At 62.5% G+C, this 20,523-nt stretch carries 15 protein-coding genes and 2 tRNA genes; all 17 read right to left on the reverse strand.

Annotated features, from left to right (window positions below):
- Position 1: 1 nt before the first annotated feature.
- Entirely contained in the window at positions 2-499 is a 498-nt protein-coding gene (gene coaD / locus DXC67_RS06345) for a pantetheine-phosphate adenylyltransferase (protein ID WP_099431641.1), read from the reverse strand.
- Positions 492-1,148 carry a 16S rRNA (guanine(966)-N(2))-methyltransferase RsmD gene (rsmD, locus tag DXC67_RS06350; protein WP_117637763.1) on the reverse strand — a complete coding sequence of 219 codons (657 nt, stop codon included), beginning with the start codon at positions 1,146-1,148 and terminating at the stop codon, positions 492-494. The genes coaD and rsmD overlap by 8 nt, the downstream gene beginning before the upstream one ends.
- Complete coding sequence (recG, locus tag DXC67_RS06355) at positions 1,145-3,322, reverse strand: ATP-dependent DNA helicase RecG (RefSeq protein WP_117637764.1); 2,178 nt, start codon at positions 3,320-3,322, stop codon at positions 1,145-1,147. The genes rsmD and recG overlap by 4 nt, the downstream gene beginning before the upstream one ends.
- Positions 3,323-3,332: 10 nt before the next feature.
- Complete coding sequence (locus DXC67_RS06360; protein WP_117637765.1) at positions 3,333-4,994, reverse strand: DAK2 domain-containing protein; 1,662 nt, start codon at positions 4,992-4,994, stop codon at positions 3,333-3,335.
- A 27-nt stretch (positions 4,995-5,021) separates the two neighbouring features.
- Complete coding sequence (locus tag DXC67_RS06365) at positions 5,022-5,411, reverse strand: Asp23/Gls24 family envelope stress response protein (RefSeq protein ID WP_187361832.1); 390 nt, start codon at positions 5,409-5,411, stop codon at positions 5,022-5,024.
- 161 nt (positions 5,412-5,572) lie between these two features.
- A tRNA-Asn gene (locus tag DXC67_RS06370) sits at positions 5,573-5,647 on the reverse strand.
- A 34-nt stretch (positions 5,648-5,681) separates the two neighbouring features.
- Positions 5,682-5,756, reverse strand: a tRNA-Asn gene (locus DXC67_RS06375).
- A 161-nt stretch (positions 5,757-5,917) separates the two neighbouring features.
- Positions 5,918-7,267 (reverse strand): RNA polymerase sigma factor RpoD, encoded by a 1,350-nt coding sequence (gene rpoD / locus DXC67_RS06380; protein ID WP_055286388.1) that lies wholly within the window; start codon positions 7,265-7,267, stop codon positions 5,918-5,920.
- Between the two features lie 116 nt (positions 7,268-7,383).
- Positions 7,384-9,492: a DNA primase gene (gene dnaG / locus DXC67_RS06385; RefSeq protein WP_233503191.1), complete on the reverse strand. Its 2,109-nt coding sequence runs from the start codon at positions 9,490-9,492 to the stop codon at positions 7,384-7,386.
- Positions 9,479-10,486 carry a riboflavin biosynthesis protein RibF gene (gene ribF / locus DXC67_RS06390; protein ID WP_233503192.1) on the reverse strand — a complete coding sequence of 336 codons (1,008 nt, stop codon included), beginning with the start codon at positions 10,484-10,486 and terminating at the stop codon, positions 9,479-9,481. Before ribF ends, dnaG begins: the two co-directional genes overlap by 14 nt.
- Entirely contained in the window at positions 10,483-11,415 is a 933-nt protein-coding gene (gene truB, locus DXC67_RS06395; RefSeq protein WP_117637766.1) for a tRNA pseudouridine(55) synthase TruB, read from the reverse strand. The genes ribF and truB overlap by 4 nt, the downstream gene beginning before the upstream one ends.
- 15 nt (positions 11,416-11,430) lie before the next feature.
- Entirely contained in the window at positions 11,431-12,474 is a 1,044-nt protein-coding gene (locus DXC67_RS06400) for a bifunctional oligoribonuclease/PAP phosphatase NrnA (protein ID WP_099431635.1), read from the reverse strand.
- Positions 12,467-12,877, reverse strand: coding sequence for a 30S ribosome-binding factor RbfA (gene rbfA / locus DXC67_RS06405; protein WP_117637767.1), 411 nt, complete (start codon positions 12,875-12,877; stop codon positions 12,467-12,469). The genes DXC67_RS06400 and rbfA overlap by 8 nt, the downstream gene beginning before the upstream one ends.
- A gap of 11 nt (positions 12,878-12,888) precedes the next feature.
- Positions 12,889-15,603: a translation initiation factor IF-2 gene (gene infB, locus DXC67_RS06410; protein ID WP_117637768.1), complete on the reverse strand. Its 2,715-nt coding sequence runs from the start codon at positions 15,601-15,603 to the stop codon at positions 12,889-12,891.
- Between the two features lie 91 nt (positions 15,604-15,694).
- Entirely contained in the window at positions 15,695-16,942 is a 1,248-nt protein-coding gene (gene nusA / locus DXC67_RS06415) for a transcription termination factor NusA (protein ID WP_006234042.1), read from the reverse strand.
- Between the two features lies 1 nt (position 16,943).
- Complete coding sequence (gene rimP, locus DXC67_RS06420; RefSeq protein ID WP_117637769.1) at positions 16,944-17,438, reverse strand: ribosome maturation factor RimP; 495 nt, start codon at positions 17,436-17,438, stop codon at positions 16,944-16,946.
- A gap of 258 nt (positions 17,439-17,696) precedes the next feature.
- Entirely contained in the window at positions 17,697-20,273 is a 2,577-nt protein-coding gene (leuS, locus tag DXC67_RS06425; RefSeq protein WP_117637770.1) for a leucine--tRNA ligase, read from the reverse strand.
- Positions 20,274-20,523 lie beyond the last annotated feature (250 nt).

Below are 20,523 nucleotides of genomic sequence, written 5' to 3' on the forward strand. Positions count from 1 at the left end.
GTCACGAAAAGCGATGTTTGAGCGCCTTGACCACATTGGGCGGAACAAAATTAGAGACGTCGCTACCGAGCGAGGCAATCTGGCGAACCACCGAGCTCGAGATATAGCCGTACTGCGGCGCGCTCATGACGAAGATGGACTCCAGCTCGTTATCCAGGCGGTAGTTGAGGTCGGCCTGCTGCAGCTCGTACTCAAAGTCGGTCATGGCACGCAGGCCCTTGACCACGGCTCCTGCTCCCTGTTCGCGGGCAAAATCGACCAAGAGGCCGGTGAAGGGTAGCACCTCGACGCCGTCAATATCACCAAGCGCCTCACGGGCCAGCGCCACGCGCTCGTCGAGCATAAACGTGGTGCCTACGCCGTTTTTTCCCTGCGACTCGGCAACGGCAACGATCACGCTGGGAAAAATGCGGCGGGCGCGGCGGATGACGTCAATATGGCCAAACGTGATGGGATCGAAGGTGCCCGGGACGATCACGCGGTTGATGGTGTCACTCATGGGCGTTCTCCTGAACCGTCATGGCATCGTTGTTGTAAGCATCGGTGCCGGCGCAATCTTCCTCACTATCGTCATCGCCGACCCAACGAAGCAGGTCGACCGAGGTAATGCCGTAGCGCTTCTCGCGCACGATCTCAAAGCCTGCCGGATGCGCGCCCGCATCGGCGGCGGCATGCTCAAACAGGGCATAAGCGCCAGGTGCAAGCAGACCCTGCTGAGCCAGGTTCTGCAGCAGTATCTCGACCGGCTCGGCACCAAAAGCATAGGGCGGGTCGAGCAGGACCAGATCAAAGGGGCCGCCCGGCACACGACCGCGCGAGGCGCTCGCCAGCATGTCGCCCGTTACCACGCGCCAACGCGCACGGTCACGGCAGAGCGACTCGATATTCTTGGTAATGAGCCGCGCGGCATTCCGATCGATCTCGAACGTCGTGAGTGAGCGGGCGCCACGTGAGAGCATCTCTAACCCTAAGGCACCGGAGCCGCCAAAAGCGTCCAGCACGCGGACCTCGTCCAGATCGAAGTCGAATGCCGACATGACCATAGATGCGCATGCCTCGCGCACGCGATCGGTCGTGGGGCGGGTGACAACGCGACCACGGGGCTCCTCGATCTTACGACCGCGCCATTCGCCGCCGATGATTCTCATCCTCCGCTGACCTCCTTAAAAATGTGTCGATATCGCATGGCGACTGCATCGCGCAGGGGGCGCGTCGCCACGGAGTCAAGGTTGCAAGCATACCGCAAGAGCTCGACTGCGTCCAAATGGGCCCACTCGATCAGCTCCTCGTCGGCATCCAGGTCAACAAAGCGCAGGGTCACTCCGCCATGCTGGCGGTACCCCAGGATTTCGCCCTCGTGGCGCAGACGCAGGTCCATCTGGGCGAGCGTAAAGCCATCCGAGGTCTTCTCGAGCGATTGCAGGCGATCTTGTGCTGCCGAAGCGCCGCCGTTGCCCTTGGAGTGCGTCATGACCAGGCACGTGCCCGACACGCTGCCACGGCCCACGCGACCGCGCAGCTGGTGCAGGGCCGCCAAGCCAAAGCGCTCACCGTTCTCGATGACCATGACGGTGGCGTTGGGCACGTCGACGCCCACCTCGACCACCGTAGTCGAGACGAGCACGTCAATCTCGCCACGCTTAAAGGCATCGATAACCTGGTCCTTCTCCCCCGCTGGCATGCGGCCGTGAAGGCGCTCGATGGCAAGACCCGGCAACGCCAGACGCAGGCGATCGAGCTCGGTTGCCGTATCGTGCAGCGGCACGGGCACGGTTACGCGACCCTCGTCGTCACGGGCGATACCGGGCACATCCTCAAGCTCATCGGCCGAATCGCTCGGCTCCACGAGCGGGCAAATCACGTAGGCCTGCTGACCCTTTTCATGCGCCTCGCGGATGGCGCCATAGGCAAGGTCGCGGCTCGACTCGGTAAGCACGCGTGTCGTCACGCCAGCGCCAGGGACGGGCCGATGGCGGATGATGCTCGTGTCCAGATCGCCGTAGACCGAAAGCGCCAGCGTACGTGGGATGGGCGTTGCCGTCATAACGAGCAGATCGGCACCAGGGCCCTTCGCACGCAGGGCGTTGCGTTGGCCGACGCCAAACCGGTGCTGCTCATCGATGACCACGAGCGACAGATGCTTAAACGCCACGTTATCCGAAAGCACCGCGTGGGTGCCAAAGAGGACATCGAGCTCGCCCGATTCCAGCTGGGCATGGATCCGCTCGCGCTCGGCCGCCGGCGTGGCGCCCGTCAGGAGCGCCCAGGTCATGCCAGCCTGCAAGAGCAAGGGGCCGGTCTTATCGGCATATTGACGCGCCAGCACGCCCGTGGGCGCCATAACGCAGGCCTGCGTGCCGCTATCGGCAGCCACAGCCAGCGCGCAGGCGGCAACGGCGGTCTTACCGGTACCGACATCGCCCAGCAGCAGGCGGTTCATCACGCGCCCGCCATCGCACATATCGCGCAGGATATCTTGGAACGCGGCCTCCTGCTCGTCGCTCAGCGAAAACGGCAGGGCCTGCTTAAGCGCGGCCAGGTGCTCGCCCGCGGCGTGGGCGTAGGGCACCACATCGACCAGGCTGCCGTCGTTGCGCAGGCGCAGCGCCAGCTGCAGGTAGAGGCACTCCTCGTAGGCAAGCCGTGCGCGCGCGATATCGCGCTCAGCCATGCTCGAAGGAAAGTGGATCGATCGAAGCGCACGAGCATCGCTCATCAGGCGACGTTTAACGCGCAAGCGTGCGGGAATCGGGTCGAAGGGATTGCCGACGACCTCGAGCGCGCCACTTACGATGCGGCGCATCCATGCCTGGCTCACGCCGTCACTCACATAATGGACCGGCAAAATGGTGCCCGCAGCACGCCCGTCATCAAGCTTTTCAAAGTGCGGCGAGGCCATCTGCTTAAAACCGTAGGCAAACTCGACCTTGCCCATCACGGCCAGGCGGTCGCCCTGTTTAAGCTGCTGGGCAATCCAAGGCTGACGGAAAAAGGCGACCTGCAGCACGCCCGTCTCGTCAACGAGTGAGACCTCGGTCACCTGCATGCGCGGACGCGGCTTCTTTTGAACGATACGGTCGACCGTGGCGATGATGGTGCACACGGTACCGATGGGCGCCATCTCGATGGACCAGGAGCGCGTAAAGTCCAGGTATCGATGAGGGATATGGAGAAGGAGGTCCCCCACCGTCCGAATTCCCAGACGGCGAAGGGCCTCCTCACGTTTACCCGAAACATATTTGAGTCGCGCGATATCCTCGTCGAGCGCATTGCTCTGGGCAAAGCGATCAGAGACGCGCGGCACGGAGCAGAGCTCGGACATGGGCAGATGCCTACTCGATCGAGAAGATCACGGGATAGAGCGGCTGCTCGCCACGATGGGCGTCGATCTCCAGGTCGGGCTGAGCCTCCTCGATAGCGTCGACGATCTCCTGGAAGGCTTCATCGGACAGCTCCTCGCCGGCCAGAATCGTCAGCGCGTCGCCCTCCTCTTCCTCCTGCATGCGGTTGATGCAATCGAGCGTGACCTGCTTCACGTCGGAGCCGACGACATCGATGGAGCCGGCAATGATGCCCATGACGTCACCGGAGTGAATCGGCGAGCCGTCGGAGGCGCTGGAGTCGCGCACGGCGCGGGTGACCTCGCCATCGCGGACCTCGCTGATGGCGTCGACCATAGCGGCGACGGCATCAGCGAGCTCGGAATCGGGCAGGACCGCGAACAGCGCGGAGAAGGCCTGCGGAACGGTCTTGGTGGGAACGACGGCGACCTTCTTGTCGGTGCAGGCTGAGGCAGCGGCCTCAGCGGCCATGCGGATGTTGCCGTTGTTGGGCAGGATGATGACCGAGGTCGCGTTGACCTGGTCAACAGCACCCAGCAGGTCTGCAGTCGAGGGGTTCATGGTCTGACCACCCGACACGATCACGTCGACGCCGAGGGACTTGAGGATGTCGGCCTCGCCGGAACCGGCGGCAACGGCGACAAAGCCCAGGGCCTTCGCGGGCTCGGCGGCCTTCTCCTGATCCTCGTGGATCTTGGCGGTACGGTCGTGGGCCTCCATCTCCATGTTGTGGATAAAGACCTCGTAGATCTGACCAAGCTGAAGCATGTGCTCGAGCACCAGGTTGGGGGTGTTGGAGTGCACGTGGATCTTGTAATCGGGGTAGGCGCCCACGAGTAGCTCACAGTCGCCCATGGAACCCAGGAACTTAAGGCACTCATCCTCGTCAAACGGGGCGTCGGCCTTAAAGAGGAACTCGTTGCAGTAGCGGAACTCCGAGCCCTCCCAATCGTCGTTGGCCTCGATCTCAACGCGGCCAAGAGCGGCATCGCGTGCAGAGCCAGCGGAATCGAACGTAGCGGAGAAATCCTCGACAACGGTGCTGCGACCAAGTGCTGCAGCCACAAAGTTCTCCAGGAAGATGGCAAAGCCGAAGGCGCCGGAGTCGACCACGCCGTTCTCTTTGAGGACGGGCAGCAGGTCGGGCGTGCGTGCGACGGACTGGTAGGCCTCGACGACGATAGCGTCGAGCGCATCCTCGGCCGAGAACTTCTTCTTTTCGCACTCGTCGGCCTTGGTCGAGACATCGCGCAGCACCGTGAGGATCGTGCCCTCGATGGGCTTGCGGACGGCCTGGAAGGCCACCTTGACGGCACGACGGAAGGCGAAGGCGATGTTGGCGGACGTAATGGGCTCGTCGGCGGAGACAAGGCCCTCGGCCACGCCGCGCAGGATCTGCGAGGTAATGACGCCGGAGTTACCGCGGGCGCCCATCAGGGAGCCGTGGGTGATGGCGCCGGCAATGGCCTCCATGTCGGCATCGGCGGGAAGGGCGGAGAGCTCCTTGGTCACCGAGGCGAGCGTGAGCGACATGTTGGTGCCGGTGTCGCCGTCGGGCACGGGGAAGACGTTGAGCTTGTTGATCTCCTCGGCCTTGTCGGAAACGGCAGCCGCAGCGATCGGAAAACAGGTGCGAATGGTCTTTGCAATCATGGGTATTTGAATCTCCGTTTTCGGATGCTAGTTCAGACGGCTCTTGAGCGCGTCGATATGGATGCCGATCTTAAGGCTGGCGGGATCGATCTGGGCGATCTCCTGCAGGGTGAAGGCAACGGAGCTCGAAAGATTGTGGCAGACGGACTTCATGTTGACGCCGTTCTCGAGCACGACGTGAAGATCGACCGTAAGGCCGTTCTCGTCGGCGGAGACAAGCACGCCCTTGCGGAGGCGCTGGCCGGCAAGCAGGCGCACGCTCTCGGCGCCCTGGAGCTGCTCAGCCATACCGACAACGCCATAGCACGTCATCGCGGCATAACCGGCAATATCGGCAATAACGTCGTTCGAGACGCTCAGGCTGCCGTTAATGGTCTCAGACACAAGAATCTCCTTATCTGGTGCTCGCGGCACCATGTCGTGGGAGCAATCATTGCAATATTCTACAACGACCGCGCCATGTTGAGGTGGTGGGTCGCGGGATTACATCCTCGACACGAAATGTTGATATGGCAACGTTCGAGTCAAGTGGTCGCGGCATGAAAAAACCCGCCGCATAAGCGACGGGTTTTACAACCTGGCTCCCCGGGTAGGACTCGAACCTACAACAGCGCGGTTAACAGCCGCGTGCTCTACCATTGAGCTACCGAGGAATTTAAAAGCCCAGCAGAATGGGCTGAGAAATTCTGGCTCCCCGGGTAGGACTCGAACCTACAACAGCGCGGTTAACAGCCGCGTGCTCTACCATTGAGCTACCGAGGAATAGGTGCGTGCTCTCAAGCAACGAAGTTTATTATACGGACGAATCAGCGCAGGGCAAGAACTTTTTTAAGAATTTTTCTCCGCCTAGTCATTGGGGACGTCCCCAATGACCACATGAAAGCGCCCCCAAGCGGATGTGCTTGAGGGCGCTTCTTGCTTGACTAGCTTTCGATATAGTCCTTGAGCTTGCTGCTGCGGCTCGGGTGGCGGAGCTTGGCCAAGGTCTTGGACTCGATCTGGCGGATACGCTCGCGCGTGACGCCAAACTCGCGGCCGACTTCCTCGAGCGTGCGGGGATGCCCGTCGACAAGGCCAAAGCGCAGCTCGATAACCTTGCGCTCACGATCGGCAAGCGAGTCGAGCACCTGGGTGAGCTGCTCCTGCAGCATGGAGAAGCTGGCGGCATCGGGCGGAACGATAGCCTGGGAGTCCTCGATGAAGTCGCCCAGCTGGGAATCCTCTTCCTCGCCGATGGGGGTCTCAAGCGACACGGGCTCCTGCGAAATCTTCTGGATCTCGCGGACGCGGTCGGCGCTCATGTCCATCTCGGCACCGATCTCCTCAGGGGTCGGGTCGCGACCCAGGTCCTGAAGGAGCTGGCGCTGCACGCGGACGAGCTTGTTGATGGTCTCGACCATATGCACGGGAATACGGATGGTACGGGCCTGATCGGCAATGGCGCGCGTAATGGCCTGACGGATCCACCACGTGGCGTACGTGGAGAACTTAAAGCCCTTCTGGTAGTCGAACTTCTCAACAGCGCGGATCAGACCGAGGTTGCCCTCCTGGATCAGGTCAAGGAACAGCATGCCGCGGCCGACATAGCGTTTGGCGATGGAGACGACCAGACGCAGGTTTGCGCTGATGAGTGCCTGCTTGGCTTCGAGGCCCACGTTCTCAATGCGCGTAAGACGACGCATCTCGGCACGCGTGAGCTCGAGCTCGCCGGCATCGGCAGCCTCGAGCTTCTCGGTGGCCTCAAGACCGGCCTCGATCTTCATAGCCAGATCGACCTCTTCGGAAGCGGTCAGCAGGTCGACCTTGCCGATCTCCTTGAGGTACATACGAACCGGATCGCCGGTCAGCATCACCGTGGAGGCATCGATGCCACGCACGCGGGAGCGTGAACGGGACGTGCGCACGGTGCGCTTCTTCTTACTCTTGGAAGAACCCATCTCGGCGTCGGCCTGACGGGCCATCTTGAGCTCGTGATCGTCGAGCGAGCCGGAATCGTGCTCGTCGTCGTCATCAAAATCGTCGGTATCGGTATCGTTATCGTCATCGTCGACGTCCATGGGGGCGTCGTCGTTTCCGCTCGCGGAGATAATCTGGATGCCGCTGTTGCGCAGCGCGGAATACACCGCGGTGAGCTGCTCGTCAGAAACATCGATATCCTTCAGGGCGACCTGAATCTCGTCCTCGGTTACCGAAGTCCTGTTTGAGCCGTTGCCCATGAGCTTTGCAACGTAGGATTCCAGCCCAGTACCCGTGCTCTCAGTCTTTTTTGGCACAGATTCTCCCTTCATAGTCCACAGGACTCAATACTTTAGCACACACATCGACGTCTATACCCAAAAAGAGGACAGGATATAGGCGAGAATACGCTGGTTGACCACAACATCTAGGCCTATTCGGCGTCTGCGGCCTCCAGACCGATCAAACGGAACGGGTCCGCCACGCCGCCGATCGACTTTTGCAGTTCGCGTTGACGCTGCGAATCCTGCGCGGCCTGCACGGTCAGCGCGCGACGGGCCTCATCGTCGAGCGAACGGTCCTGGCGCAGCTTGGCCTGTGCGGCACGCATGCGGCGCTTGATGGTGTAGAGCTCGAGCGTATCGAGCATAAACACGATGTTCGTCTCGGTGGGGTGCTTGCTCGTCGCCGAGATGCGCCCGGCACTCACAAGCGTTGCCGCCTCGGGACACACCGAGCGCGCCGCATCCATGCAGGCTGCAGGATCGGTTCCCGGCGGCGTTGCCAGAACGGCCCATGCGATGGACTCGTGACGTGGGTCAACCCACTCGATAGAGCAGATGCGGTCGGCATACGTGCGGAACAGGTCGGGGTAGCTCGTGAGCATGGTCAGCAGCTCACGCTCCCCTGCCAAGGACTTACGCTCAAGATCAGTAAGAACCATCGGCGCCGCCGCAGCCGGAGCACCCGAACCATCAGTCGCAGGTACAGCACCCATACCATCAGGCGCGTCGATCGGCGGCAGGTCGTCGACGACCTCCACGGGCGCGGCGCCGTAGGCATCGAGCGGGACGTAGTCATACGGCTCTTCTTCGACCGGCGCGGACACAGGCGGCGTCGCGCCCGATGCCCAAGCACCGCGAGATGCCCCCTGCGAACCAGACGTCCGACCGCCCGCGCTACCAGAGCGCTCAGCCTGTGCCCGCTGGCGCTCATAGTTCTGCTCACGACGTCGTTCCGCATCCTCGCGCTTGGCGACATCGCGAAACACACGGCCCGAGCTCGCACGCACTGTCTCCAGATCCAAACCCAACAGGTCGGCAATTTGAATAAAGTACGTGTCGATCATATAGCTGTCGCGCAGCGGATAGATGAGCGTGAGCGCATCCTCCAGCGCCTTGGCGCGACCGCCCGGCGTGGAGATGTCGCTCGACTCCTGCAGCGAACGGTACACGAAGTCCATGAGCGGCTCGGCGGCGTCAATGCGTTTCTGCAGCTCCCCTCCGCCGTGCGCCGTGATGAACTCCATGGGATCGTTACCGTCGGGCAGCACCACGCAGCGCAGGTCCATAGAATCCTGCTCGATAAACTGAATTGCACGGCGAGCGGCCTTTTGACCGGCGGCATCGCCGTCAAACATATACACGATGCGCTTGGCAAAGCGGGTGAGCGTCTTGACGTGATGCTCCGTGAGCGCGGTGCCCAGCGTGGCGACAACGTTTTTGATCCCCGCCTCCCAGCAGGCGATGCAGTCGGTATAGCCCTCCACCACGATGGCCGTATCCTGCGCGACGATAAACTCCTTGGCCCAGTTAAAGCCATAGAGGTTTCGCTTTTTATGAAACACACTCGTCTCGGCGGTATTGAGGTACTTGGGTTGACCGTCACCCATGATGCGACCGCCAAAGGCAATGTTGTGACCCTGTTCGTCAAAGATGGGAAACATCACGCGGTCGTAGAAGCGGTCGGCAAGCTGCCCGCGCCCGCGGCTCACGGCAACGTTGGCATCGATCATCTCCTGCGGGGTAAAACCCGCCTGGGACAGGTGCGACACCAGCGCGTTGCGGCCAGGCGCAAAGCCCAGGCAGTAGCGGCGGCAGACGTCGCCACCCATGCCGCGGCTGGCAAAGTACTCGCGCGGACGGCCGTCCTTACCGCGCATAAGCATGGTGTGATAGAACTGGGCGGTCTCGGCGCACAGATCGTAGATGCGGGCACGCTTGGTACCGCGCTCGCGGCGGTCTCCGGTGTCGTGCAGCTCAATACCCGCGCGATCGGCCAAATAACGGATTGACTCGGGAAAGCTCAGGTTCTCACGCTTCATGATATAGGTGAAGACGTCGCCACCCTCGCCGCAGCCAAAGCAATGCCACACCTGCGTGGCGGGAATAATGTGGAAGGACGGAGTCTTTTCGCCATGGAAGGGGCAGCAACCCCAAAACTCATGGCCGCGGGGCTTGAGCTCAACCGTTTCCTGCACGATGGCAACTAGGTCGGACGCAACGCGTACCTGGTCTTTTTCCTCATCACTAATCACGGACACTCACCCCCTGCTCACCCAAGTTGTGACGAATATCTTCGATATTACCCTCGACGGTCGCGATCAACTCATCCAGCGAATCGAACACGCGCGACGGACGCAGCCAGCGCGTAAACGCCAGCGAAACGGAAGCGCCGTACAGGTCGCCCGTATAACCAATTAAATTGGCCTCGAGATGCGCAGATGCCGCATCGTCGGCATACGTCGGCGGCAGTCCGACGTTAACGGCAGCGGGCCACACGATGTCGTTTACCAGCACCAGGCCCTCATACACGCCATCGGCAGGCACCTGAATGCCGTCGGGAACCTGTAGGTTTGCCGTGGGAAAGCCCATGCCAGAGCCCTCGTGACGGCCGCGAATAACACCGCCACGCACCATATACGGGCGGCCAAGTAACCCAGCAGCAAGCCCCACATGGCCCTGTCCCAGCTCGTGACGAATGCGGGTGGCGCAAATGGCCTCACCGCCCTCGCAAAGCAAGTCGTGCCCGTATACGTCAACGCCGCGCTCGGCACCCCAGGCGCGCATCTCGGCAACACCAGAAGCACCGCCGCGACCCAGCCTAAAGTCGCCGCCAACGCGAATCGAGCGAATGTCGACCACGCGTGACAACAGTGCGAGAAAACCGACATGGTCGAGCGCCGCAACCTCAGGCGTAAAGGGAACGGCCACCACTGAATCGACCCCGGTTTGAGCCAGGGCATGCAGACGGTCGGCCGTCGTCATCAATTTTTGAGCGGGCGAAGGGCTCACCACGACGTCCGGGTCGGGATCGAAGGTAACCACGACCGCCTTACAGCCATGGGCACGGGCATCACAGACAAGCGCTTCGATGAGTTCCTGGTGTCCACGGTGCACACCATCGAAAACGCCGATGCCGATGGAGGCAGCACCCAAGTGCTCGCACTCATCAAATGCATCGGCAGCAACGATGCGAGCCTCGTCCGACTCGCCCGCGAAAAAGATACGCGCGAGCTCGCGAGCGGACAACATCATCGAACACCGCCGATTGCCTGCGGAAACACGTGCTCCATGACAAAGCGGCCACTCTCAATGCGGGCGAGCGCCTTGAGTCCCCCATCGAGCACCAACGCAAACGGCGCCTTCGAGGCATCGAAATCCGCAAGCGCACGCTCAACGGGAATGCGTCGGCCGCAGAGCAGGTCATCGGCAAGATTGCCAGGCAAGTCAACACGCGTGGCGCCCAGGGCCGCAATGGGATCCAGGGCAAAGCCAGCCGCGGACTCGGGGGAAAGTTCCTCGACCGCATGACAAGCGCCAATGGAAACAACACCGGAGGCCGTGCGGCGCAACGCGGAAATGTGCGCGGCGCTCTCACAGGCGCGGCCCAAGTCTCGAGCGAGCGCACGGATATAGGTGCCCTTGCTCACCGAGAACGCCACGGTCCACACACACGTATCACCTTCGCCGCCCACGGCGATCAGGTCGGCGGCATAGACCTCGACAGGGCGCGGAGGTAGGTCCACCGCATTGCCCTCGCGAGCAGACTTGTAGGCGCGAACGCCATTGACCGAGATAGCCGAAAACGCCGGCGGCACCTGCATCTGCGGACCCAGCATGGCCGCCAAGCGCTCACGGGCATAGGCAGGATCGCGGAGCTCGTTGGCAATAGCCACCGTGCGGACCGCCTCGCCCTCCGCATCATCGGTATTGGTCTCGGCGCCAAACGAAATGTCGGCGACATAGCTTTTGGTATCGAGCGTGAGCATGCCCAGCAAACGAGTAGCCTGGCCAACACCCACCACCATGACACCCGATGCCATGGGGTCGAGCGTGCCGGCATGGCCGACGCGACGCTCATGGAGGGCGCGCCGACATTGCGAGACCACATCGTGGGACGTGCAGCCCACCGGCTTATCGACGGCGAGCAGCATATTCAGTTGAGAAGGCGTACGACGAGCCATGTACCATCCAAAAAGTTAAAGCTCGACGGTCACCGAAGCGGGATCCTCCCCTACCAGTTCGGCCAGCATGGGAAGTGCCACGGTGAGCGTCTCGAGAATCGTTCCGTTGTTGGAGAAACCGGCGGCAGCGGGATGTCCGCCTCCGCCAAAGGCAGCAGCGATCTCGGACACGTTGAGGTCGCCCTTGGAGCGCAGGTTGCCGCGCACCTTGGTATCGCCCTCAATGCCCTTCAGGAACAGGCAGACTTCGACGCCCATCACCGAGCGCACCACGTCAACCAGACCGTCGCACTCATCCGAGGTGACACCGCAAGCCTCAAGGTCACTCTGGTACGCGTAGCTATACGCGACGCGCCCGTGGGCCACCGTCTTAATGCGGCCCATAACGATGGACTTGAGGTGCAAAAATTCAACGCGCATGCTCTGGTAGACCTCGAGTGCCACACGCGCCGGATCGGCACCGTGGGCGACCAGACGCGAGGCTGCATGGAACGCGGCGGCATCGGCGTTTTGGTACTGAAAACGGCCGGTATCGGTAACCAAGCCACACAGCAGGCAGGTCGCAACGCCATCACGTGCGACAATGCCGCAATTGTCCAAGAAGCGGTCGATGATCATGGCGCAGGCTGCAGCTTCGACGCGCCTCAGGCTGAGCTCGGCAAACTCCTCACGCGCCGGATGGTGATCGAAGCACACCACATGCTTGGAGCGACGAAGCACCTCGGCGGAATTATTGAGACGCTCGACGACCGGCACGTCCACCGAGATGAACAGGTCCGGATTGCCGGTGTACGCAGATGCCGGCACCAGGCGATCGGAGCCTTCCATAAAGCGGTAGATACGCGGAACCGGATCATCGTCTGCCAGCAGCAGGGCAATGTCCTTGTTGGGGAAAAACTTCATGAGCGAAAGGCCCAGACCCAAAACGGAGCCCAAGGCATCGCCATCGGGAGAAGTATGTCCCGAAATCGCAATGGAGGACGCACCCTCGATGAGCTCGAGGATGCGTCGCTGAATATCTGCAGACTCGCACGAGGCGAGGTCGGCGGAATTAGTCATCTAAAGCTGCCTCCTGGGCGGCATCCGCTATCGGATAGCCGTCCTCGTCCTTTTCGATCGCAAGCGTGGCGGGAACGTTTTCCAGCGCACGCGTGATACGCTCGGCCTCATCGGTCGAGCGATCGATGCGAAAATCGAGCTCGGGCGTAACACGCCAATCGAGCGAGCGAGCCAACAGGCTGCGAATACGGCCCTTAGCGCTTGCGAGCGCCTCCAAGACCTCGTCGTAGCGGCTCGCATCGCACGACACGTACACGCGCGCGAACGAACGGTCCACCGCGACCTCGACCGCGGTCAAAGTAACCAGGTCGAGACGCGGATCGGAAACCTCAAAGAGCAGGATATAACCGAGCTTCTCGCGAAGCTGCTCGCCCAGACGGCGGGTTGCCTGCGTCTGCTTCATAGCGCTACCCCCTACTCGGTACGGGCAACCTGGTCGATACGATAACCCTCGATCTGGTCGCCGGGCTTGATGTCCTGGAAGTTCTCCAGGCCAATGCCGCCCTCGGAACCGCTCTTGAGGCTCTTGGCCTCGTCCTTGTAGTGACGCATCGAGGCGATCTTGCCGTTGAAGACCACGATGCCGTCGCGCACCAGACGCACGGAATCGGTCGCGGCGATCTCGCCCTCTTCGACGCGGACACCGGCGGCGATACCGACTTTGGGCACCTTGAAGGTGTCCAGGACGGTCGCGGTACCCGTGGAAACCTCGACCTCGGTGGGCTTGAGCATGCCGATGCGGGCAGCGTCGAGCTCCTCGAGGCACTTGTAGATAACGTCGTAGCAACGGATCTCGACGCCCTCGCGCTCGGCAGCGGAGCGGGCCTTGCCGTCGGGACGCACGCCAAAGCCGATGATGATGGCGTTGGAGGCGTCGGCCAGGACGACGTCGGTCTCGTTGATGGCACCGACGGCGGAGTGGATCGTGTTGATGCGGACCTCGGACTGATCCATCTTGTCGAGCGAGTCCTGAAGGGCCTCGATGGAACCCTGGACGTCGGCCTTGATGATCAGGTTGAGTTCCTTGACCTCGGCGTCGGCGATGGTCTCAAAGAGGTTCTCGAGCGTGACGTGCTTCACGCGGCTCTGCTCCTCGATACGGGCCTTGAGCGAACGCTCATCGGCCAGGGCGCGAGCCTCGCGCTCGTCCTCGAAAACGCGGAACTCGTCGCCAGCGTTGGGCACGGACTGCAGGCCCAAGATCTCGACGGCGTCGGAGGGGCCGGCCTCGGTGACAGCGTTGCCCTTGGGATCGAGCATGGCGCGGACGCGGCCGTAGGTAAGGCCGGCGACCAGCGTATCGCCCACGTGCAGGGTACCGCGGGTCACGAGCACCGTGGCGACCGAGCCGCGGCCCTTGTCGAGCTTAGCCTCGAGGACGTTACCGGAGGCAAAGGTGTCGGGGTTGGCCTTGAGCTCGAGCACGTCGGCCTGGAGCAGCACGGTCTCGAGCAGGTCGTCGATACCGATCTTCTGCTTGGCCGAAATGTTGACGAACATGTTCTGTCCGCCCCACTCCTCGGGGATGACACCGTACTCGGTGAGCTCCTGGCGCACGCGGTCGGGGTTGGCGCCCGGCTTATCGATCTTGTTGACGGCGACGACGATGGGTACGCCGGCGGCCTTGGCGTGGTTGATCGACTCGACGGTCTGGGGCATGACGCCGTCGTCGGCAGCCACGATCAGAATGACGATGTCGGTCACCTTGGCACCACGGGCACGCATGGCCGTAAAGGTGGCATGGCCCGGGGTATCGATGAAGGTGATCTTGCGGTCGTTGATCATAACCTGCGAAGCGCCGATTGCCTGGGTAATGCCGCCCGCCTCGCCGGCAGCGACACCGGTGTGACGGATGGCGTCGAGGAGGCTCGTCTTGCCGTGGTCGACGTGGCCCATGACGGTGACGACCGGGGCGCGCGGCTTAAGGTCGGCGGGATCGTCGTAGAACGAGAAGGTGTTCTCCTCCTCGGGGGTGATGATCTTGATCTGACGGCCCAGGTCGTCGGCAACGAGCTCGACGAGGTCGTCGGACATGGACTGCGTCATGGTGAGCGGCGTGCCCAGCAGGAACAGGCGCTTGATGATGTCGTTGGCCGGAACGTCAAGCGCCTCGGCGAGCTCCTGGACGGTAACGCCTTGGGAGACCTTGATGGCGTCGAGCTCCTCGGGATTCACGCCCTGGGCCAGCGCCTCCTCTATCTTGCGCTCCTCCTGAGCCTTGGCAGCCTCGCGCTCGCGCTTCTCCTTGCGCTTCTTGCGGCGACCGGTGGACTCGCGAGAGGCCTCCTCGACGGCAGCTCGAGCCTCCTCGAGCACCTTCTCGCGGCTGTACTCCTCGGCCTCGCGAGCCATGCGGCTATAGCGGTCCTCTTCGTTGTTGTGACCGCCCTTGCGCTTCTTGCCCTTGCCCTGCTTATCGGGGTTGGGGAAGTTCATGCCGGCAGCGACGTTGTTGCTGGCGTTGGTGCGATGGCTGTGCGGACGGCTCTCGGAGGCGTTGCGCTCGGAGTTGTTGTCGGAAGCGTTGCGATCGTTACGACGGCCACCGCGGCGGTCGTTGTTGCCGCCACGACGGTTACCGCGCTCGGCGGCGCGCTCGGCCTTGGCCTTGTCCTCGGCGTCCTTCTTCTCCTTGAGCACGGTCTCCTGTGCGGCAATCTGGTCGAGCAGCGAACGGAAGCGCGAACCGGAGTCGGAAGCGGGAACGGCGCGGCGCTGGGCCTCGCGGGCAGCCTCCTCCTTCTCGCGGGCAAGGCGCTCCTGCTCGGCCTTCTTCTTGGCCTCGGCCTCGGCGCGGGCGGCCTCCTCGGCAGCCTGGGCTGCGGCAAACTGGCGGCGTTCCTCCTCACGTGCCTTCTCGGCAGCGATGCGCTCGCGCTCGGCCTCGGCGGCGCGGGCGGCCTCCTCGGCGGCAGCTGCCTGCTCCTCGGCCTGCTTGGCGGCCTCGACTTCCTGGGCGCGGGCCTCGATCACCGAGGCGAGCTGCTTGCGGACCATAGCGACATAAGCGTCCTCCAAGGTGGAGGAAGCGGACTTAGCGGGAATCTTCATATCGGCGAGATGACCCATCAGTTCCTTGGAGGTCATGCCGAACTCTTTGGCCAGGGTGGACACACGGACTTTTGCCATATGACTTCACCTACCCTTTCTGGCACCTTGGGTGCCTAGAGACTGAACGAGCGTGGGAGACGCGCCGGGACCCGCCCGGCGCGACCGCGCGCTAGATCAGGTCCTCCGCATCATCGAAGGCGTCGGTGTCGTGGACACCGCAGAAACGGGAGCCGGGACGAGCCTGGTTGCGGCACTGGATGCCGTCCTCGGACACGTACTCGCAGCGGCGGACGTCCTCGTCCTCCTCGTCACCGATCAGGTCGGCGGCGGGCTCCTCGTGAACGGGAACGTTCTTGAGGATGTCGGCGGCAAGCGTCTCGGACTTGATGTCAATGTGCCAGCCGGTCAGGCGCGCAGCGAGGCGGGCGTTCTGGCCCTCCTTGCCGATGGCGAGGGACAGCTGGTCATCGGGCACGATGACGCCGGCATAGGCCTTCTCCTCGTCGATGAGGACGCGGGTGACCTTAGCGGGCGACAGGGCGTTGGCGACGTAGACGGCAGGATCGGCATCCCACAGGATGACGTCGACGCGCTCGCCACGGAGCTCGCCCACGACGGCGCGAACACGACTGCCCTTGGGGCCGACGCAGGCACCCACGGGATCCAGACGGTCGTCAAGCGAGTGGACGGCGACCTTGGAGCGCTGGCCGGGCTCGCGGGCGATCGACTTGATCTGGACGGTGCCCTCATAGATCTCGGGCACCTCCTGCTCAAACAGACGACGCATGAGCTCGGGGTGGGTACGGGAGATGACAATCGGCGGACGGCTGTGCTCGCCACGAACCGGCTGCAGGTTGGAGTTGGGGTCGCGAACGTCGATGATCACGGCCTTGATGTGCTGGTTGTGCAGGTAGCGCTCGCCCATCGGACGCTCGTTGCGCTCGTTCTCGTAACGACGCTGATCGAAGTGCGGAAGCTCAGCCTCGACGCCCTCGCGAATCTTGACAATCGTGAAGTCGGGCGTGGACTGCAGCACGGTACCGCTGATGAGGTCACCGATGCGGCCGGAGAACTCCTCGTAGATCTGCTCGCGGGCGGAGTTGCGCACGATGGCGTTGATCTCGGCCTTGGCGTGCTGGGCAGCGATGCGGCTCGTGTTCTTGGGGGTGACGTCGATCTCCTCGAACTCGGTGAAGTTGCCCTCCTCGTCCATGGAATCGTCGATCGGCTCCAGGCGGTAGACGTAGATCTTGCCGGTGGTGCGGTCGATGGTCACCTTGGCGCCCCACTCAAGATGCAGGATCTCGGCATAGCTCTTGGCGAGCGACTGCTCCAGGCGGTCGATCAGGTAGAGCTGGTCGATGTGCTTCTCCTGGCAAAGCTCCATCAGGGCGGACATCATGTCGGATGCTGCCATCTTACTTTCCTTCCTTCGCGGGCTTGAAGTCGTAGGTGGGCTTCAACTTGCACTTTTTAACATCAGAGAAATCGAGGGTGACGGACTCGCCGTCCTCGAGCTCGAGGGTCACGTCGGTCTCGGTCGAAGCGGCAATCTTGCCGGCGTACTTGCGACGGCCCTCGGTGGCGGTGGAGGTGAGCTCACAGTTCTCGCCCACAAAGCGGGCAAAGTCGCACGGGCGGCGCAGCGGGCGCGCCATACCCGGGCTCGACACCTCGAGCGTATAGCTCGAAGAGATGGGGTCGAGCTCCTCAATCACATCGCCGACCCACTTGGTGTTGGCCGTGACGTCATTGAGCGACAGGCTCTGGCCCTCGGCACCCTCGATACGCACACGCACGCAGGGGGCCTTGGTGGCACCCACGAGCTCGACGTCAACGATGTCGACATCGTGCTGGGGAGCAACGGCCTCGAGCGCGTCGATGATCGCCTGCTCGGTCTTGGTCTTGACCATTGCGGCGCCTCCATCCATACAAAAAAGAAGCGGGGCCGAAACCCCACTTCTTTCAATTACAACTTCATTTGCAAGCAAACTATACCAATAGCTGCGGAAACGTGCAAGCACCGTACGAATCTGCAGGTCAGCGTGCGCACAGCTTCTCCACAAGAATAGGACAATTGACCGCAAGCACTTGGTCGGGTACACGCAAGACGAGGGGCGACCCAGCCGGATCGTCCCTCGTCTTTAATGTGTCAGCTAAGCGCGCAGCGCTTACTTGACCACCAGGTTGACCAGCTTGCCGGGCACGCAGATGGCCTTGACGACCGTCTTGCCCTCAAGCCACTTGGCAACGGCGGCCTCGGCGGCAGCCTGCATCTCCTCGTTGGAGGCGTCACGGGCGACGTCGATGCGGCCACGGACCTTGCCGAGCACCTGTACGACAATCTGCACCGTGTCCTCGATGGACTCGGCCAGGTCAAACTCGGGCCAGGCGGCGGTATAGGCGTTGCCCTCGCAGCCGAGCGCCTCATGCCACAGCTCATCGGCCCAGAACGGGCAGATGGGGGCAAGGACGCTCACGATATCCTTGGCCACGCCGTAACACAGGGCCTTGTCACGGGAAGCGCCCTCAGTAGCGTTGAGGTAGGCGCTCGCGGCATTGACGAGTTCCATGACGGCCGAGATCGCGGTGTTGAACTGGCCGCGGTCAAAGTCCTCGGTGCACTTGGCAATGGTGCGGTGACGCTCGCGATAGAGCTTCATCGCGGCCTCGTCGAGCGCGGACTTGTCAAAGGCCACGTTGGCGTCACCGGACTGGACGAGCTGCCACACGATACGCCAGGCGCGCTTGATGAAGCGGTTAGCGCCCTCGACGGCCTTGGGATCCCAGTCGAAGTCCTTCTCGGGCGGGGCAATAAAGAGGATCGCCAGACGCATAGTGTCGGCGCCGTAGGGCTCGATGACCGAGCTCGGAGGCACGACGTTGCCCTTAGACTTGGACATGGTGTCGCCGTTCTCGTCCTTGACCATGCCCTGGCACAGCAGGTTGGTGAAGGGCTCGTCCACGCTCAGCAGGCCCAGGTCGCGCAGGGCCTTGGTAAAGAAGCGACTGTAGAGCAGGTGCAGAATGGCGTGCTCGATGCCGCCGATGTAGTTATCGACGGGCATCCAACGGTCGGCGGCTTCCTTGGAGAAGGGCAGCTCGGTGTTGTGCGGGTCGGTATAGCGCAGGTAGTACCAGCTGGAGCAGGTAAAGGTGTCCATGGTATCGGTCTCGCGCTTGGCCGGGCGACCGCAGACCGGGCAGGTGGTCTCGTAGAACTCCTTGCACTCGGCGAGGGTCTCGCCTGCGCCCAGGTCCAGATTCTCGGGCAGCGTCACCGGCAGCTGATCCTCGGGCACGGGCACGATGCCGCAGTGCTCGCAGTGGATGGCCGGGATGGGGTTGCCCCAATAGCGCTGACGGCTGATGAGCCAGTCGCGCAGGCGGAACTCGACCTTGCGACGACCGCAGCCCATGGCCTCGAGGTCGGCCACGATGGCAGCCTCGCCCTCGGAGTGCTTGCCGCCGCGCATGCCGGTGTACTTGCCCGACTGGACCAGCGTGCCCTCGGCAGCGTGGGCACAATCCCAGTCGACGGTCTCGGCATGGAAGGTATCGATGGTCTCGCCGCTGGCCTCGACGGCAGCACGGTCTTCATCGTCCAGGATGATCGGCACGATCGGCAGGTCGTACTTGCGGGCAAACTCAAAGTCGCGCTGGTCGCCGCAGGGAACGGCCATGACGGCGCCGGTGCCGTAGTCGGCAACGACATAGTCGGCAACCCACACGGGGATCTTCTCGCCGTTGACCGGGTTTACCACGTAGCGGCCCGTAAAGGCGCCGTGCTTCTCGAGGGTACCCTGGGCGCGCTCGACGGCAGAGATATGCTTGGAGTCCTCGACGATCTTGGTGACGGCCTCCTCGTACTGAGTGCCCTCGACGAGCTCGTGCAGGCGCGCGTACTCGGGAGACAGGACAAAGAAGGAAACACCAAAGAGCGTGTCGGCGCGCGTGGTGAAGACGGTGATCTTACCCTCGTCGCCCTCGATGGGCTCGCCATCCTTGTCGCACAGGGTAAAGTCGACCTCGGCGCCCTCGGAGCGGCCGATCCAGTTGGCCTGCATCTGCTTGACGCGCTCGGGCCAGCCGGGGAGCTTCTCCAGGTCGTCGAGCAGCTCCTGGGAGTAGTCGGTGATCTTGTAGTACCACTGCTCGAGGTCACGCTTCTCGGGCTCGGTGCCGCAACGCCAGCACTTGCCCTCGGTTACCTGCTCGTTGGCCAAAACGGTCTTGCAGGTGGGGCACCAGTTGACCGGGTTCTTCTTGCGGTAGACCAGACCCTTTTCCCACATCTTTTCAAAGATCCACTGACCCCAACGATAGTAGTCGGGGCTGCAGGTCTTAACGGTACGATCCAGATCGTAGGAGAAGCCCATGCGCCTCATCGTGGCGAGCGCCTGGTCCATGTTCTTATACGTCCAGGCGGCAGCCTGTGTGTTGTGCTTGATGGCGGCATTCTCGGCGGGCAGACCAAAGGCATCGAAGCCGATGGGGTGCAGCACGTCAAAGCCGCGCATGCGGGCCTGACGGGCCATGGCATCGCCGATGGTATAGTTGCGCGCGTGGCCCATGTGCAGGTCGCCCGACGGATACGGGAACATCTCGAGCACGTACTTCTTGGGCTTGGATGCGTCGGTGTCGACCGCGAAGAGGTTGGAGTCCTCCCAGGCCTTCATCCACTTGGACTCAATGGCCTGCGCGTCGTAGGCAGGGATCTCGTCCTTATGATCTGTGCAATCGCACATATCAGCTCCTTTAATCTTAGATGGGGTCGGGCGGCTTGGCTTTATTCGCTACTGCGGACAGTCCTGCGCAAGACGAAGAGCACATTAAGTGCTCTTCTTTGCGTGCGGAACTTGTAGCGAACAAAGCCAAGCCGCCCGACCCTAAGGTTAACTCGTCTGATGATAGCAAATACGACAAGCGAGATGCCTGCGACTTGCAGGCATCTCGCTTTATCTAAATAACGTGGTTGATACTCAACCTTTATGTGCA

This window comes from Collinsella sp. TF07-1 (assembly GCF_003437235.1).
In the GTDB taxonomy this organism is placed as follows: domain Bacteria; phylum Actinomycetota; class Coriobacteriia; order Coriobacteriales; family Coriobacteriaceae; genus Collinsella.